Origin of the sequence: Lentzea kentuckyensis (assembly GCF_002150765.1) — a bacterium.
Classification (GTDB): Bacteria; Actinomycetota; Actinomycetes; order Mycobacteriales; family Pseudonocardiaceae; genus Lentzea; species Lentzea kentuckyensis.
This window is the reverse complement of sequence record NZ_MUYM01000074.1, coordinates 56863-72418: the sequence shown is the minus strand read 5'-3', so window position 1 is coordinate 72418 and position 15556 is coordinate 56863. Positions and strand designations below refer to the sequence as shown.

Sequence of the window (15556 nt, the reverse complement as noted above, 5' to 3'; positions counted from 1 at the left end):
TCATACTGCTGCCGGTGGTCGGACTCCGTTGTCAGACCACAGCGAGCGGAAGCTGGTTCGGAATAACCGGCGAAGGCAGGTTCGAGGAACCCGTGAGGAAGTTGTCCACGGCGTTCGCCACGGACCGCCCCTCCGCGATCGCCCACACCACAAGGGAAGCACCGCGGTGCGCGTCCCCGCAGACGAACACGCCGGGCGCGGTCGTCTGCCAGTCGGAGCCGCACGAGATCGTGCCGCGCGTCGTCAGCGAGATCCCGAGGTCGTCCAGGAGCCGCATGTGCTCGACGCCCTCGAACCCGATCGCCAGCAGCACCATGTCCGCGGGCAGCAGCTCGACCTCGTCGGACAGCGGCACCACGGAACGGCGGCCGGACGAGTCCTTCTCGACGCGCACCTGCTGCAGTTCGATGAAACGCACGTGGCCGTCGTCGTCACCCACGAAGCGACGCACCGCCACGGTGAAGCGGCGTTCGCCGGCTTCCTCGTGCGCCGGGTAGGTGCGCAGGATGTGCGGCCACACGGGCCACGGCGAGCGGTCGTCGTCGCGCACGGTGGGCGGCATCGGGTACTGGTCCAGCTGCGTCACGGACAGCGCGCCCTGGCGGGTCGCGGTGCCGTAGCAGTCGGCGCCCGTGTCGCCGCCACCGATCACGATGACGTGCTTGCCCTCGGCCGAGATCGGGGACGGACCGTCACCCTCGACGGCGCGGTTCGCGGGGACCAGGTGGTCCATCGCGAGGTGCACGCCCTTGAGCTCGCGCCCAGGAGTCGACTTGTCGTCACGGCCGCGCAAAGCGCCCACGGCCAGCACGACCGCGTCGAACTCGGCGCGCAGCTGTTCGACCGTGATGTCGACGCCGACCTCGCAGCCGGTCACGAACTTGGTGCCCTCACGGCGAAGCTGCGACAGGCGCCGGTCGAGGACCTTCTTCTCCATCTTGAACTCGGGGATGCCGTACCGCAGCAACCCGCCGAGCCGGTCGTCCCGTTCGTACACCACGACTTCGTGGCCCGCACGGGTCAACTGCTGCGCGGCGGCCAGTCCAGCGGGTCCGGAACCGACGACGGCGACGCGCTTGCCCGAGGACACGGTCGCCTGGGACGGCTGGACATAGCCGTTCTCCCACGACATGTCCGCGATGGTCTCCTCGACCCGCTTGATCGCGACGGCACCACCGGCGTCGTGCGAGATCGCCAGCACGCAGGCGGCCTCACACGGTGCCGGGCACAGACGACCCGTGAACTCCGGGAAGTTGTTGGTGGCGTGCAGGCGGTCCGAGGCGAGCTCCCAGTCGCCGCGGCGCACCAGGTCGTTCCACTCCGGGATCAGGTTCCCGAGCGGGCAACCCGCGGTTCCGCTGTGGCAGAAGGGAATGCCGCAGTCCATGCACCGCGTCGCCTGCGTGCGGACGGCCTTGTTGCGCTCGGCGGGATCCTCGGCGAGGTAGACCTCGTTCCAGTCCTGCAAGCGTTCCGGCTTCGGACGCTTCGGCGCGTCGGACCGGGTGTACTTCATGAAACCCTGTGGATCAGCCACGAGACGCCTCCATGACAGCCGCGTCAACGTCCCGGCCCTCGGCGCGGGCGAGGCGCATGGCCTCGAGAACGCGCTGATAGTCGCCGGGCATGACCTTCGTGAACGCACCGGCTCGCCGAGTCCAGTCACCGAGCAGCGACGCAGCGACGGCAGAGCCGGTGTGCTGGTGATGCTTGGTGACGGCGTCCTTGAGCCAACGCAGGTCCTCGGCGTTGAGGCGCTGCAGTTGCACCATCTCCTGGTTCACCGACAACGGGTCCAGGTCGAGCACGTACGCGATGCCGCCGGACATGCCGGCCGCGACGTTGCGCCCGGTCGGCCCGAGCACCACTGCCCGGCCACCGGTCATGTATTCGAACGCGTGGTCGCCCACGCCCTCCGCCACGAGCAGCGCGCCGGAGTTGCGCACGCAGAACCGCTCACCGACGCGACCGCGCAGGAACACCTCGCCGGACGTGGCGCCGTAGCCGATCACGTTGCCCGCGATCACCTGGTCCTCGGCGCGGAACGGCGCGTCGTCGTGCGGCCGGACGATGATCCGCCCGCCGGACAGGCCCTTGCCGACGTAGTCGTTCGCGTCGCCGACCATCTCCAGCGTGATGCCGCGCGGCAGGAACGCGCCGAGCGACTGGCCGGCCGACCCGGTGAGCTTCACCCGGATCGTGTCGTCCTCCAGGCCCTCGCCGCCGTAGCGACGGGTGACCTCGGCGCCGAGCAGCGTGCCGACCGTGCGGTTGACGTTGCGGACCGGCAGCTCCAGGTTGACCTGGTGCGCGTCCTCCAGCGCCGCCTCGGCGAGCTGGATGAGCGTGCGGTCCAGGGCCTTGTCCAGGCCGTGGTCCTGGTCGCGGATCTTGCGCTTCGCCGTCGGGTACGGGGTTTCCGGCACCTCGAACACCGGCTCCAGGTTCAGGCCCTCGGTCTTCCAGTGCTCGATCGCATCGTCCTTGTCGAGCAGCTCCGCGTGTCCGACGGCCTCGTCGATCGTGCGGAAACCGAGCTCCGCCAGCAGCTCGCGGGCCTCCTGCGCGATGAACTCGAAGAAGTTCACGACGTGGTCGGCCTGGCCGGTGTAGCGGGCGCGCAGGTCGGGGTTCTGCGTGGCGACGCCGACCGGGCACGTGTCCAGGTGGCAGACGCGCATCATCACGCAGCCCGCGACGATCAGTGGCGCGGTCGCGAAGCCGAACTCCTCGGCGCCCAGCAGAGCGGCGACGACGACGTCACGGCCGGTGCGCATCGCGCCGTCGACCTGAACGGTGATGCGGTCGCGCAAACCGTTGAGCAGCAACGTCTGCTGCGTCTCGGCGAGACCGATCTCCCACGGCGTTCCCGCGTGCTTCAGCGAGTTCATCGGCGAGGCACCGGTGCCACCGTCGTAGCCCGAGATCAGCACGACGTCCGCGTGCGCCTTGGCGACACCCGCCGCGACCGTGCCGACACCGATCGACGAGACCAGCTTCACGTGAACGCGGGCCTGCTCGTTCGCGTTCTTCAGGTCGTGGATGAGCTGCGCCAGGTCTTCGATCGAGTAGATGTCGTGGTGCGGCGGTGGCGAGATGAGACCGACGCCGGGCGTGGAGTGCCGGGTGCGCGCGATCCACGGGTAGACCTTGAAGCCGGGCAGCTGGCCGCCCTCGCCGGGCTTCGCGCCCTGCGCCATCTTGATCTGGATGTCCGTGGAGTTCACGAGGTACTCGCTCGTGACGCCGAACCGTCCACTCGCGACCTGCTTGACGGCGGAGCGGCGCTCCGGGTCGTACAGGCGCTCGCGGTCCTCGCCGCCCTCACCGGAGTTGGACCGGCCACCGAGCCGGTTCATGGCGATGGCGAGGGTTTCGTGCGCCTCGGCGGAGATCGAGCCGTAGGACATGGCGCCGGTGTTGAAGCGCTTGACGATCGAGCTGACCGGCTCGACCTCGTCGATCGGGATCGGCGTGCGGCCCTCGGTGCGGAACTTGAACAGGCCGCGCAACGTGCCGCCCTGCCGCGAGATGCGCTCGACCTCCGCCGTGTACTGGCGGAAGGCCTCCTCCTTGCGCGTCTTCGTGGCGTGCTGCAACAGGAACACCGTCTCCGGCGTGAACAGGTGCAGCTCGCCCTCGCGGCGGTAGGAGTACTCGCCACCGACTTCCAGCCTGCGATGCGCGCGGTCGGTCGGGTTGTCCGGGAACGCGCGGCGGTGGCGCAGCGCCACCTCCTCCGCGAGCACCTCCAGCCCGGCTCCACCGAGCTTGGACTGCGTTCCGGTGAAGTACTCGTCGAGCAGGTCGTTGGACAGGCCGACCGCCTCGAAGATCTGCGCCGCGGTGTAGGCGCCGACCGTCGAGATGCCCATCTTCGACATGATCTTCAGGACGCCCTTCACGAGCGCCTTGACGTAGTTGCGGATCGCCTTGTGCGCCGGGACACCGGTGATGGCGCCCTGGCTGATCAGGTCCTCGATCGTCTCGAACGCGAGGTACGGGTTCACCGCGGCGGCGCCGTAGCTCAGCAGCGCGGCGACGTGGTGGACCTCGCGGCAGTCACCGGACTCGACGACCAGCGCGACACGCAGACGTTCCTTGGTGCGCACCAGGTGGTGGTGCACCGCGGAGACGAGCAGCAGCGACGGGATCGGCGCCATCCGGTGGTCGGAGTCGCGGTCGCTCAGCACCAGCGTCCGGGCGCCGTTCGCGATGGCCTCCGACGCCTCGCGACGCACGCGCTCGATCGCGGCGGTCAGCGCCTCGCCGCCACCGTCCACTTCGTACAGTCCGGACAGGACGGTGCAGGCGAAGCCCGGCAGGTCGCCGTCGTCGTTGATGTGGATGAGCTTGGCGAGCTCGTCGTTGTCGATGACCGGGTAGTCGAGCGTCACGTGGCGGCACGAGACCGGGCCGGGGTCGAGCAGGTTCTGCTCGGGGCCCATCACGCGCTTGACGGACGTGACGATCTCCTCGCGGATCGCGTCCAGCGGCGGGTTCGTGACCTGTGCGAAGTTCTGCACGAAGTAGTCGTAGAGCAGCCGGGAACGCTGGCTCAGCGCCGCGACCGGGGTGTCCGTGCCCATGGAGGCCAGCGGCTCCGCGCCCGAGATCGACATGGGCGTGAGCAGGATCCGCAGCTCCTCCTCGGTGTAGCCGAAGGTGAGCTGGCGGCGCACGACCGACTCGTGGCTCTGCACCACGTGTTCGCGGTCGGACAGGTCGGCGAGGTCGAGCAGGCCGGCGTGCAGCCACTCGTCGTAGGGCTCCTCCGAGGCCAGCCCCGACTTGAACTCGTCGTCGTCGAGGATGCGGCCCTGGGTGGTGTCCACCAGGAACATGCGGCCCGGCTGCAGGCGGCCCTTCGCGACCACCTGGTCGGACGGCACGTCGAGCACACCGGTCTCGGACGCCAGTACGACGCGGCCGTCCGCGGTCTGCCACCAGCGGGCGGGACGCAGGCCGTTGCGGTCGAGCACCGCGCCGACGAGCTCGCCGTCGGTGAACGTGACGCAGGCCGGGCCGTCCCACGGCTCCATCAGCGAAGCGTGGAACTGGTAGAACGCACGGCGCTTCGGGTCCATCGTGGCGTGGTTCTCCCACGCCTCCGGGATCATCATCAGCACGGCGTGCGGCAGGCTGCGGCCGCCGAGGTGCAGCAGTTCCAGCACCTCGTCGAACGACGCCGAGTCCGACCCTTCGGGGTCGCAGATCGGGAACAGCCTGGCGAGGTCGCCGGGAATGAGTTCGCTGTCCAGCAAAGCCTCGCGGGCGCGCATGCGGTTGCGGTTGCCACGCACGGTGTTGATCTCACCGTTGTGCGCGACGAACCGGAACGGGTGCGCGAGCGGCCACGAGGGGAAGGTGTTCGTGGAGAAACGGCTGTGCACCAACGCGATCGCCGTGTAGAGGCGCTCGTCGTGCAGGTCGGGGAAGAACGCCGGCAGCTGCTCGGTCGTCAGCATTCCCTTGTAGACGATCGTGCGCGCGGACAGCGACGGGAAGTACACGCTGCCTTCGTGCTCGACCCGCTTGCGCAGGCAGAAAGCCAGGCGGTCCAGCGCGATGCCGGACTCGTCACGCGTGCCCTTCACGAACAGCTGTGCGAAGTGCGGGGCCACCGACAGCGCCGTCGGGCCGACGTTCGCCTTCTCCGGGTCGACCGGAACGTCGCGCCAGCCGAGAACGACGAGGTTCTCCTCTTCGGCAATGCGTTCGATCTGCCGCATTGCCTCGACGCGTTCTTCGGATTCAAACGGAAGGAAAGCGATTCCCGCCGCGTATTGCCCGCGTTCCGGGAGCTCGAACTCGGCCACAGCGCGCAGAAACTCGTCCGGCAGCTGCAGCAGGATGCCCGCACCGTCACCCGAGGTGGGCTCGGCGCCGGCGGCGCCGCGGTGCTCCAGGTTGGCCAGCGCTGTCAACGCGTCGACAACGATGCCGTGAGAACGCCTGCCCTGGATGTCGGCCACCATGGCGACACCGCAGGCGTCGCGCTCATCAGCCGGGTCGTAAAGACCCTGGGGGCCGGGGATGGCGGAGAAGATCACTGCGCAGACCTCCTTCGTCGTCCTCGCGTAAAGAACTAAAGTCCTCGTGCTCAGACCTCGAACCAACAGGTGGGAGCACGGGACGACGATGGCCCGCGTGTTGACGCGACTTTAACAGCCGCGAAACCCAGGGACACCCGCCAATGGGTGATCTAGGTCATGGAAGCGTAACGATTTCCCAGCGCTGAGCGACATTGCAGCGAACGTCGAGCAACGTTACGGCCGGGTTAGCGTAACCGAACGTTCAACATGAGCCAGCCCGATGAGAGTTGCGCGACAATCACGGTTTAACACCAGACTCACTGGGTAACACAGTGTTTTGCCTGGTCCGCGCCTTGTCATCTCAGTTAGCGGACGCTCACCGGCTTTCGTTCACATGCAAAAGACCGAGGTCCCGTTCTCCCCGCGCCGCATGCGGGGAGAGCGGGACCTCGGCATTCAAGAGGCCTTGGCTGGTCACGTGACCGGAGGCGAGGAGAGACGCCTCCGGTCACGGACGTCCTCAGTGGGCAGCCGCCGCCTTGTCCGACTCGGCGTGCTGCTTCTCCAGCAGGTCGTCCACGTCGACCAGGTCGGGGTTGTCCAGCACCTCGTTCAGGCGCTCCTTGTCCAGCCCCTTCTGCCACGCGGCGACGACCAGCGAGCCGACACCGTTGCCGATCACGTTGGTGATGGCGCGGGCCTCCGACATGAAGCGGTCGATGCCGACGATCAGCGCGATGCCGACCGCGGGGATGGCTGAGTGGGCCTCGAAGGCCTGCAGCGAGGCGGCCAGGGTGACGAGGCCGGCGCCGGTGACGCCCGCCGCGCCCTTCGACGCGATCAGCATGAACAGCAGCAGGCCGATCTGGACGCCGATCGAGACGTCGTGGCCAGTGGCCTGGGCGATGAAGATCGCGCCCATGGTCAGGTAGATGCAGGTGCCGTCGAGGTTGAACGAGTAGCCGGTCGGGATGGTGAGGCCCACGACCGACTTCTGCGCGCCCGCCGCCTCCAGCTTGACCATCATGCGCGGCAGCACCGACTCGGACGACGACGTGCCGAGCACGATCAGGATCTCGTCCTTGATGTAGCGCAGGAACTTCAGGAGGCTGAAGCCCGCGATCCGCGCCACGATGCCGAGAACGACGACGATGAACAGGAAACAGGTGGCGTAGAAGGAACCCATCAGCCAGAGCAGCTTGCTGAGGATGCCGCCACCGAACTTGCCGACCGTGTAGGCGATGCCACCGAACGCACCGATCGGCGCCGCGTACATGACGATCTTGATGATGCCGAACATGACCTTGGACAGGGTCTCCATCGCGGAGACGACCTTGGCACCGCGCTCGCCCATGCCCGCCACGGCGATGGCCACGAGGATCGCGACGACGAGGACCTGGATCAGCTGTCCGTCCGTGAAGGCGCTGACGAACGACTTCGGCACCAGACTCAGGATGAAGCCGGTGACCCCGGTTTCGGCGGTCGACGCCGACTTCAGCGTGTCCTTGGCCGCGGCCTCGTTCAGCGCGATCTCACCGCCGTGGTGACCCGGCGCCACGATGTTCACCACGAGGAGGCCGATGGCGAGCGCCACCGTCGTCATCGCGGTGAAGTAGAGGATCGTCCGCAGTGCGAGACCGCCCGCCTTGGCGAGATTGCCCAGGCCCGCGATGCCGACGATGATCGTCGCGAAGATGGTCGGCGCGATGACGACCTTGACGAGGTTGACGAACAGATCCGCGAGCCACTTCATCTCGGACGCCTGTTTGGGGAACAGGAAGCCGACGGCCGCGCCCAGCACGATGGAGACGAGCACCCAGAAATACAGGTGCTTGTAGATCGGTTTGCGGCCGGTGGTGGTGGTCGCCACGGTTCCTCCTTGAACTTCGCGTTGAGTAGGAGAGTGAGCCGCGCCACCGACGGCAACAAGCCGACACACGGAAACTTCAGACAGCTCTGACGTAACAGCTAGGCTTCATCCGTGTCACTCAGCCGTCGCACACTCCTGCTGGGTGCAGGTCTGGCTCTCGCCGGGTGTACCCCGCGCAGGGTCGACGCACCCGCCGAACTGGTGCTCGCGACCGGACCGGAGGGCGCGGTCTTCCGCGAGGTCGGCGGAGCGCTCGCGGCCGCGCTGGCCGAGCAGCTGCCCGGCACGAAGGTGACGGCGATCCCGACCGCGGCGTCGGTGGAGAACCTGGCCCTGCTGCGCTCCGGTGAGGCGCAGCTCGCGTTGTCCTCTTTGGACCCCATCGACGACCCGCAGAGCGTCCGCGCGGTCGGGCGGCTCTACGACAGTTTCATGCAGATCGCCGTGCCGGCCGCGTCGCCGATCCGGACCTTCGCCGATCTCGCGGGCAAGCGGATCTCGTTGGGGCCCACGGGTTCTGGCACGGAGTTCACGTCGATGCGGATGCTGAAGGCGTTCAACGTGTCCGCAATGGACGCACGCATGGCCCACTCGGAGGCCTCCCGCCGGGTCGCGGACGGATCGCTGGACGCGATGCTGGCGCTGACCGGAATACCGACTCCCGCGATCACCGACCTGAAGGAGAAGGTGCGGCTGATCGACATCGCGGAGGAGGCCGTCAAGCTCGCCGACGCCTACAAGGGGCCGTACATCCCGGCGACCATCCCCAGCACCACCTACGAGGGCGTGGCCGCGAACCACACGTTCGCGGTGCCGAACCTGCTGCTGGCGCGCGACACGCTGAGCGCGGACGTGGTGGAGGTGGTGACGCGCACGGTGTTCACCGAGACGGCGCGGATCGTGGAGGGGCATCCGGAGGCGTCGCGGATAAACGTCCGCACCGGCATCGCGACCGGTCTCGTGCCGCTGCACGACGGCGCTATGCGCTGGTTCCGTTCCGTGAAGCGCTGAGGGAGATCCGGACGTCCAGTCCGGGGTCCGCGTCGTGCAGGGTGAGCGTGCCGCCGGCCGACTCGATCAGCTCGGCGCAGATCGCGAGGCCCATCCCGGTGCCCGCGATGTTCTGGTGTTTGGTGGCGCGCCAGAACCGCTGCAGCGCGTGCTCGCGTTCCTCGCCGTTCAGGCCGTCGCCGTTGTCGATGACGTGCAGCTCACCGGGCCTGCCGGTGACCCGCACCTCGGTGGCGTTGGCGAGCCGGAAGGCGTTGCTGACCAGCTCGTCCAGCACGCTGCCGAGCCCGCCGGGCGGCTCCTGCATGGTGAGGCCGGGCGGCACGTCGATCCTGAGGTCGACCCCGGACTTCGCCGCGAGCGCCTGCCAGGCCGGCTTGTGGGTCACGAGCAGCTGGTCGATCTCGACGGGTTCGGTCGTGCGGGCGCTGTCGAGGCGGGTCGCGGCGAGCAGCGTGTCGAGCACGCGTCCCATCTCCTCGGCCTCCTCGACCGCGATCTGGTGCGCCTCCCGGCCGTGCTCGCCCTGGACGTGCGGTTCGAGGTTGTCGACGGCGAGCCGGAGGCTGGCCAACGGGTTGCGCAGCTGGTGCGACGCGTCGGCGACGAACGCCTTTTGCCTGTTCAACGCCCTGCCGACGACGTCGACCATGGTGTTGAAGCTCTTCGCGAGCCGGCGGAGTTCGGGTGGGCCGCCGACCTCGTCCGCCCGCACGTCGAGGTTGCCGGCCGCCACCGCCGCGGTGGCCTCGTCGAGCCTGCTCACGGGCCTGAGCACCCACCGCGACATCGGCCAGGCGGCGGCGACCACGGCGAGCATCGGCGCGAGACCGGCCAGCGCCATGAGGCCCCACTGCCGCAGCACCTCGGTCCGGAGGCTCGTCGTCTGCGAGATGGTGACGACCGCGGCCACGACCTCGCTGTCCCGCCCGACCGGTTCGACGACGACCATCGACCCGGTGCGCCACGGCCAGCCCGTGTAGTCGGGTTCTGGCCGGATGCCGCCGTTCAACGCCGTGTTCAGGGCCTTCGTGACCTCGAGGTCGTCGGTCGGGTTGAACCCCAGCCGGGAGGCCAGCAGGATCCGCCGGTCCGCACTGACCAAGGCGACCGGGACGTCGTAGAGGGCGTCGTAGCGCTGGATCTCCTGGCTGAGCGCCTCCAGCCGGTCCGACTGCAGCGCGCTCTCGGCCAGCGAGGCGAAGCGGCTCGCGTCACCGAGGCGGTCGAGGTACGTGGTCTGCGTTTCGCGCTGCACCACCGCGGACGCGAGCGGGATGCCGAGCGCCGCGACCAGGGCGACGAGCAGCGGAACGGTGATGACGAGCAGTCGGCGGAGCATCAGTTGAGATTGTTCCGCACCTGTTTGCGGATGTCTCTCGGAGACTCGTCACGTGGCGAGGCGGTAGCCCACACCCCGGACCGTCTCGATCCTGACGTGCCCGCCGAGCTTCCCGCGCAGGGCCGCGATGTGCGTGTCCAGCGTCCGCGACGGCGCCTCCCAGTGCGCCTGCCACACCTGGTCGACGATGAAGTCCCGGCTCACCACCTCGCCCTTGCGGGTGGCGAGCAGCGCGAGCAGGTCGAACTCCTTTCGGGTCAGCGACAGCGGCTCGCCGTCCAGCGTGACCTCGCGCGTCGACGTGGAGAGCTGCAACGCGCCGACCTGCACCAACAGGTCGCTCTCGGGCCCGGCGCGGTGCGTGCGGGTTCGTCTTAGCACAGCCTCGATGCGGGCCAGGAGCTCCGACGTGCCGAACGGCTTCACCACGTAGTCGTCCGCGCCCGCGCGCAGCCCGAGCACGCGTTCGCGTTCCTCACCGCGCGCGGTGACGGTGATGACGGCGGTGCCCGGACGGTGCCGCAACTCGCGCAGCACGTCCAGGCCGTCGCCGTCGGGCAAGCCGAGGTCGAGCAGCACCACGTCGGCGGGAGCGGCACGCAGCGCGTCGGCGGCCGTGGCCACCCGATGCACCTCGTAGCCGGCGTGCCGCAGCGCGGTCAGCAGGCCTCGTGCCACCCGGTCGTCATCCTCGACGACGAGCACGCGCACAGATCACTCCGGTTTGACGGACTCCGGGGAGTTGACGGACTCCGCGGGGCTCTTCTCGTCCTTCGCGGCGTCGTCCTGCTCCTCGACGACTTCGGCCTCTTCGGCCTTGTTCTCGGCCGCGGGTTCTCCGTCTTCCACGGGCCCGGTGCCGCGCAGCGCAGCCACGTCCTCACGTTCACCGCGAGACCTGGCGATGATGAAGTAGGCGACCGCACCGAGGAACACCAGCACCGACACGAACACGTTCACGCGCGTGCCGAAGATCAGCGTCGCCTCGTCGGTGCGCATCAGCTCGATCCAGAACCGCCCGGCCGTGTAGCCCGCGACGTACAGCGCGAACGTCCGCCCGTGACCCAGCCGGAACTTGCGGTCGGCCCACACGAGCAGCAAGGCGACGCCGAGGTTCCACAGCAGCTCGTAGAGGAACGTCGGATGCACGACCTGGATCGGCGTGTGATCGATCGCCACCCCGGCCAGCGCGTCCTCACGCCCCTCCGGCGTGACGCGGCGGTAGATCTCCAGACCCCACGGCAACGTCGTGTCGCCGCCGTAGAGCTCCTGGTTGAAGTAGTTGCCGAGCCGCCCGATGGCCTGCGCCACCACGATGCCGGGCGCCAGCGCGTCCGCCAGCGCCGGCAGCGGGATGCCCTTGCGCCGGCACCCGATCCAGGCACCGACCGCGCCGAGCGCGATGGCACCCCAGATGCCGAGGCCGCCGTTCCAGATCTCCAGCGCCGCGAGCGGGTTCTTGCCCGGCCCGAAGTACTTCTGGTTGTCCGTGATGACGTGGTAGAGCCGCCCGCCGACGAGGCCGAACGGCACCGCCCACACGGCGATGTCGGTCACCTCGCCCTTGATGCCGCCGCGTTCGACCCAACGGCGCTCACCCCACCAGATGGCGACGATGATGCCGGCGATGATGCACAGCGCGTAGGCCCTGATGGGGAGCGGACCGAGATACCAAACACCACGGTCTGGGCTCGGGATCGTGGCCAGGACGGCGTTCAACCCGTTCAACACGTCGCCCACCGTACCGGTGGCCTTGTGAACCTCTCGTGCGCGTCTCGTTCGGAAGCTCGATCGTTACCGAGCCAGAACCTGTCGGTGCCGCTCCCTAGAATTGAAATTGGGGGTACCCGGCCAGGCACGTGTGTGTGGTAGCTGCGCATAGGCCGTGCGACCTCGAACTCGCGCCGCTCCCCAGCTTCGAACTCGTGCGGCTCCCACCAGCGGTCCGCCCAGCAGTCTCACCAGCGCACCACCCGGCGCGCCACCAGCGGGCGCGCGTCGTCAGGTATGTCATTGCCGGTGGGCGATACGTGAACCTGGTGGCCACGGCGGACAACGGCGCCACGGAATCCAAGCCCGTCGAGGGGGTGCGACACTTCGCGCCGTTGTGCGACGACGCCACGCGGATCACCGAGCTCGCCGACGAGTGGCGCGCGTGGGCCTTGTGCGACCGCGTGCCTCTCCTCCGTGTTCGCCCCTCGCGACGTGGCTGGCTCTTTTGCGCGATACGTATCGCTCCGCTCGGAGCGGACCGCGCGCGTCCACCACGCGTTGAGGTCGATATGCCGGGAGGTCTACCACCCGGCTGGAGTGGCGCTACGGCTAAGAGGGCAGCTCGATGGTGACCGGGAACGGCCGCTCGAAGGTCAGCACACCGTTGTCGCTGCGCGCGATCTCGACGTACTTCCCACCTTCTGCGAGCTCGAACAACGTGGCCACGGGAACGTCCTTGGCCGGATCGATGATCAGGTAGTAGGGCACACCGGCTTCGGCGTACACCTGGCGCTTGACGACCAGGTCCTTCAGCTTGGTGCTCCGGGAGATCACCTCACCGATGAGGAGCACGTCCTCCACCGGCACCGTCAAACCCTTCGCGCCCCTTTTCTTGAGCACGGTGAAGTCGGGGATGAACAGCCGGCGATCATCGAACTCGACGTTCAGCTCGATCGTGGCCTCGAACTCCTTCGGACACGCTCCACGCAGCGCGTACGACGCCTCGAACACCAGTCGTTGGTGTGCGGCGGTACCCAGCGGACTCACGTAAAGCATCCCGTCAACGAGTTCGATGCGTTGACTGTTGTCCTCAGGCAAGGCGAGGACGTCCTCGATCGTCCAGGGCCCCTCGTGGTTGGGCAGCAGGAAATCGACCTTGGCTTCGGCTGGCGCCGCCACTGGCCATCACCTCCGTTGACCGCCTGCGCACCACCAGTGTGGCACGCCGTGCGGATGGCTGGCTTGCACATAGCGCCACGATCGCAGGTCAGACCGGCAACAAAACGGGGTTTTGGCCCCAACCGATCGAGGTTCACTCGATCAGGTGTTCGAATCTGTGTCATGCTCTTGGAGGAACGCTAAAGACTCCGAAAGGAGGCAAGACCACCACAACTGAATACCCGCCATCCCGACAACCACTCGATGGCGAGCACAGTGTTCAACCGTTCAAAGCTGTACACCGCGCCACCCGAACAACCTTGCGGTGAAGCCGCCGCTGCAGAGTCGGTTTCACCGCTACAAAGCAGAACCGCCCGGCCCCGAGCAGGGCCGAGCGGTTCACCAGAAGCACATCAGACGGTCGCGGCAGCCGATCGCACGCCCTTGGCCAGGTCAGCGGCCAGCGCGCGCACCGCACCGTCGCCCTCGGCCACCGCCGACACGAAAGCAGACCCGACGATCACGCCGTCCGCGAAGCCGGCGATCTCGGCGGCCTGCGCGCCGGAGCGCACGCCGAGACCGACGCCGACCGGGATCGAGGTGTGCTCGCGAACCCGTCCGACCAACTCAGGAGCAGCAGACGACACCACATCACGCGCACCCGTCACGCCCATGACCGCCGTGGCGTAGAGGAAACCGGAGGAGGCACGCGCGGTCATCGCGATGCGCTCCTCAGTGGACGACGGCGCCACCAGGAAGATCCGGTCCAGCCCGTGCGCCTCGGAAGCCGCCATCCAGTCGTCGGCCTCGTCCGGCACGAGGTCCGGCGTGATCATCCCGAGGCCACCCGCGGCCGCGAGGTCGCGGGCGAACGCGTCCACGCCGTACCGCAGCACGGGGTTCCAGTACGTCATCACGACCGCGCGCCCACCGGCGTCCGCGACGGCGGCGACCACGTCGAACAGGTCGCGCACGCGGAAGCCGGCGGACAACGCCTGCTCGGCGGCGGCCTGGATCGTCGGGCCGTCGATCACCGGGTCGGAGAACGGCAGACCGACCTCGACCACGTCGCAACCCGCGTCGATCATCGAACGGAGGTAGTCCTTGGAGCCCTCGACCGTCGGGAAACCCGCCGGGAGGTAGCCGACCAGCGCGGCCCGCGACTCGGCCCGCGCGGCAGCAAACACGTCAGACAACGACATCAGGCCTGTCCCCCGTCACCCAGGCCGAAGTACGCAACGGCCGTGTCCATGTCCTTGTCCCCGCGACCAGAAAGGTTCACGACCAGCAGGCCGTCCGGTCCGAGCGAGGGTCCGAGCTTCAGCGCGCCCGCGAGCGCGTGCGCGGACTCGATCGCCGGGATGATGCCCTCGGTGCGGGACAGCAGCGCGAACGCCTCCATCGCCTCGGCGTCGGTGACCGGGAAGTACTCGGCGCGGCCGATGTCCTTGAGGTGCGAGTGCTCGGGGCCCACGCCGGGGTAGTCGAGACCGGCGGAGATCGAGTGCGCCTCGGTGATCTGGCCGTCCTCGTCCTGCATCACGTACGACATCGCGCCGTGCAGCGAACCGGGCGTACCGGCGGTCAGCGTCGCGCCGTGGCTGCCGCTGTCCAGGCCGGAGCCACCCGGCTCGACACCGACCAGCCGCACGTCGGCGTCGTCGATGAAGCCGTGGAAGATGCCGATCGCGTTGGAGCCGCCACCCACGCAGGCGACGACGGCGTCCGGCAGCCGGCCCGCCTTCTCCAGGATCTGCTCGCGCGCCTCGATGCCGATGACCCGGTGGAAGTCGCGGACCAGCAGCGGGAACGGGTGCGGACCCGCCGCCGTGCCGAGCAGGTAGTGCGTCTCGTCGACGTTGGCGACCCAGTCGCGCAACGCCTCGTTGATCGCGTCCTTGAGCGTGCGCGAGCCGGACTTCACCGGGATGACCTCGGCGCCCAGCAAGCGCATGCGGGCGACGTTCAACGCCTGGCGCTCGGTGTCGACCTCGCCCATGTAGACGACGCAGTCCAGGCCGAGCAGCGCGCACGCGGTGGCGGTCGCGACGCCGTGCTGGCCCGCGCCAGTCTCGGCGATCACGCGCTTCTTGCCCATGCGCTTGGTCAGCAGCGCCTGGCCGAGCACGTTGTTGATCTTGTGCGAGCCCGTGTGGTTCAGGTCCTCGCGCTTGAGGAACACGCGCGTCCCGGCGTGCTCGGCGAACTTCGGAGCCTCCGTCAGCAGGGACGGACGACCCGCGAAGTCCTTCAGGAGCCGCTTGAACTCGTTCACGAACTCCGGGTCGATGCGCGCCTTGTCGTACTCGGCAGCCAGCTCGTCCACCGCCGCGATCAGGGCTTCCGGGACGAACCGGCCGCCCCACGGGCCGAAGTGGCCGCGTGCGTCGGGATCATGCGGCGTGGGCGTGAACTGGCCCATCGAGT

Annotated in this window: 10 protein-coding genes; 1 reads left to right on the top strand and 9 read right to left on the bottom strand. The window is 68.6% G+C overall.

The genetic code is table 11. From position 1 onward, the window contains the following. Positions 1-31 precede the first annotated feature (31 nt). The 3 genes from B0F77_RS31880 to dctA form a co-directional block, all read right to left on the bottom strand. Positions 32-1537 carry a glutamate synthase subunit beta gene (locus B0F77_RS31880; RefSeq protein ID WP_086666712.1) on the bottom strand — a complete coding sequence of 502 codons (1506 nt, stop codon included), beginning with the start codon at positions 1535-1537 and terminating at the stop codon, positions 32-34. Then, entirely contained in the window at positions 1530-6053 is a 4524-nt protein-coding gene (gltB, locus tag B0F77_RS31875) for a glutamate synthase large subunit (protein ID WP_086666711.1), read from the bottom strand. Before gltB ends, B0F77_RS31880 begins: the two co-directional genes overlap by 8 nt. A gap of 502 nt (positions 6054-6555) precedes the next feature. Next, a complete protein-coding gene (gene dctA, locus B0F77_RS31870) occupies positions 6556-7905 on the bottom strand; it encodes a C4-dicarboxylate transporter DctA (protein ID WP_086666710.1) in 1350 nt (449 codons plus the stop codon). 111 nt (positions 7906-8016) lie between these two features. Between dctA and B0F77_RS31865 the strand changes: the two genes are divergently transcribed. Continuing rightward, positions 8017-8916: a TAXI family TRAP transporter solute-binding subunit gene (locus B0F77_RS31865; protein ID WP_086666709.1), complete on the top strand. Its 900-nt coding sequence runs from the start codon at positions 8017-8019 to the stop codon at positions 8914-8916. On the opposite strand, the gene B0F77_RS31860 is transcribed toward B0F77_RS31865, so the two are convergent. The 6 genes from B0F77_RS31860 to trpB all read right to left on the bottom strand — a co-directional run bounded on the left by B0F77_RS31860 (position 8885) and on the right by trpB (position 15551). Then, positions 8885-10258, bottom strand: a complete 1374-nt coding sequence (locus B0F77_RS31860; RefSeq protein WP_086666708.1) for a sensor histidine kinase — start codon at positions 10256-10258, stop codon at positions 8885-8887. The genes B0F77_RS31865 and B0F77_RS31860 overlap by 32 nt on opposite strands. A 48-nt stretch (positions 10259-10306) precedes the next feature. Next, positions 10307-10969: a response regulator transcription factor gene (locus B0F77_RS31855; protein ID WP_086666707.1), complete on the bottom strand. Its 663-nt coding sequence runs from the start codon at positions 10967-10969 to the stop codon at positions 10307-10309. A gap of 3 nt (positions 10970-10972) precedes the next feature. Next, entirely contained in the window at positions 10973-11989 is a 1017-nt protein-coding gene (lgt, locus tag B0F77_RS31850; RefSeq protein WP_425435751.1) for a prolipoprotein diacylglyceryl transferase, read from the bottom strand. Between the two features lie 591 nt (positions 11990-12580). Beyond that, a complete protein-coding gene (locus B0F77_RS31845; RefSeq protein WP_245848917.1) occupies positions 12581-13150 on the bottom strand; it encodes a Uma2 family endonuclease in 570 nt (189 codons plus the stop codon). A 392-nt stretch (positions 13151-13542) separates the two neighbouring features. Further along, positions 13543-14331, bottom strand: coding sequence for a tryptophan synthase subunit alpha (gene trpA, locus B0F77_RS31840; RefSeq protein ID WP_086666706.1), 789 nt, complete (start codon positions 14329-14331; stop codon positions 13543-13545). Next, the gene (trpB, locus tag B0F77_RS31835) at positions 14331-15551 is read right to left on the bottom strand and encodes a tryptophan synthase subunit beta (protein ID WP_086666705.1); all 1221 of its coding nucleotides are present in this window, start codon (positions 15549-15551) and stop codon (positions 14331-14333) included. Before trpB ends, trpA begins: the two co-directional genes overlap by 1 nt. Positions 15552-15556 lie beyond the last annotated feature (5 nt).

Bases quoted from the DNA above. Each gene is read 5' to 3' on its own strand.
- trpA (WP_086666706.1), bottom strand. From the start codon at position 14,331: ATGTCGTTGTCTGACGTGTTTGCTGCCGCGCGGGCCGAGTCGCGGGCC.
- B0F77_RS31860 (WP_086666708.1), bottom strand. From the start codon at position 10,258: ATGCTCCGCCGACTGCTCGTCATCACCGTTCCGCTGCTCGTCGCCCTG.
- trpB (WP_086666705.1), bottom strand. From the start codon at position 15,551: ATGGGCCAGTTCACGCCCACGCCGCATGATCCCGACGCACGCGGCCAC.